General features: G+C 44.8%; 1 protein-coding gene. It reads left to right on the forward strand.

All coding sequences use genetic code 11. From position 1 onward, the window contains the following. Positions 1-122 precede the first annotated feature (122 nt). Positions 123-1,326 (forward strand): terminase large subunit domain-containing protein (locus tag PROVRUST_RS12735; protein ID WP_006815252.1); only part of this gene is annotated, 1,204 nt, incomplete at its 3' end.

The raw sequence follows: 1,326 nt of genomic DNA on the forward strand, positions 1-1,326 counted from the left end.
CGTAAAAAGATGAGCCTATGTTTTCAGGGATGGGGGATAAGAAACAATGATTTGCCATTGTGTGGGAAATGGCACAATGCGGAGGCAAGGCGATAATTCGTGTGAGTCATTAATCTGGCGGCATGAATACATTACACGATTTTGACCCACGAAAAAGAGCCATGCACCTGTACTTCAAAGGGTACAGGATTGCGCGTATTGCCGAAGCGCTCAACGAAAAATCCGCCACAATTCACAGTTGGAAGCGACGTGATAAATGGGATGAGATCACCCCCGTTGAACGCGTAGAAATGACGCTTGAAATGCGACTTTGTACTCTACTCAGCAAAGAAAATAAAGAGGGTAAAGATTTTAAAGAAATCGACTTGCTTTATCGTCAAGTTGAGCGTCACGCCAAAATTCATAAATACCAAAATGGCGGTAATGAAGTTGATTTAAACCCCAAACTTGCCAATCGCAATAAAGGCGAACGCCGCGCCCCTGAAAAGAATTTATTTAGCGAGGAACAGCTTGAAAAACTGGAAGAAATCTTTCGTGAAAATATGTTTGAGTATCAGAAAGTTTGGTACGGCGCAGGACATAAACACCGTATTCGCAATATCCTAAAATCACGCCAAATTGGGGCGACTTACTTCTTTGCCCGTGAAGCCTTTATGGATGCCCTCACGACAGGGCGAAATCAAATATTTTTATCGGCAAGTAAAGCTCAGGCGCATGTATTCAAAGGTTATATCATTGATATGGCGCGTGAAGTTGATGTGGACTTAAAAGGCGACCCCATTGTTTTGCCTAATGGCGCAACCTTGTATTTTCTCGGCACTAACGCCCGTACCGCACAAAGCTACCACGGCAACTTGTACCTTGACGAATACTTTTGGATACCGAAATTTCAAGAGTTGCGCAAAGTCGCATCCGGTATGGCAATGCATAAGAAGTGGCGTCAAACCTACTTTTCAACCCCATCCGCATTAACGCATAGCGCTTATCCGTTCTGGTCAGGAAAACTATTTAACCGTGGTCGTCGTAAAGCGGACCATGTTGAGATTGATATCAATCATCAAGCGCTCGTGAATGGCATGATGTGCGGGGATGGTCAGTGGCGGCAGATCGTCACCATTGAAGATGCCATGCGCGGCGGCTGTAACTTATTCGATATTGACCAGCTGCATTTAGAGTACAGCCCCGATGAATTCGAAAACTTGCTGATGTGTGAGTTTGTTGATGATATCGCGTCCATTTTCAACTTGCAGCTAATGCAAAAATGCATGGTGGACAGTTGGGAAATTTGGGACGACGTGCAGCCATTGATGATACGCCCTTATGCTT

Source organism: Providencia rustigianii DSM 4541 (genome assembly GCF_000156395.1).
In the GTDB taxonomy this organism is placed as follows: Bacteria; Pseudomonadota; Gammaproteobacteria; order Enterobacterales; family Enterobacteriaceae; genus Providencia; species Providencia rustigianii.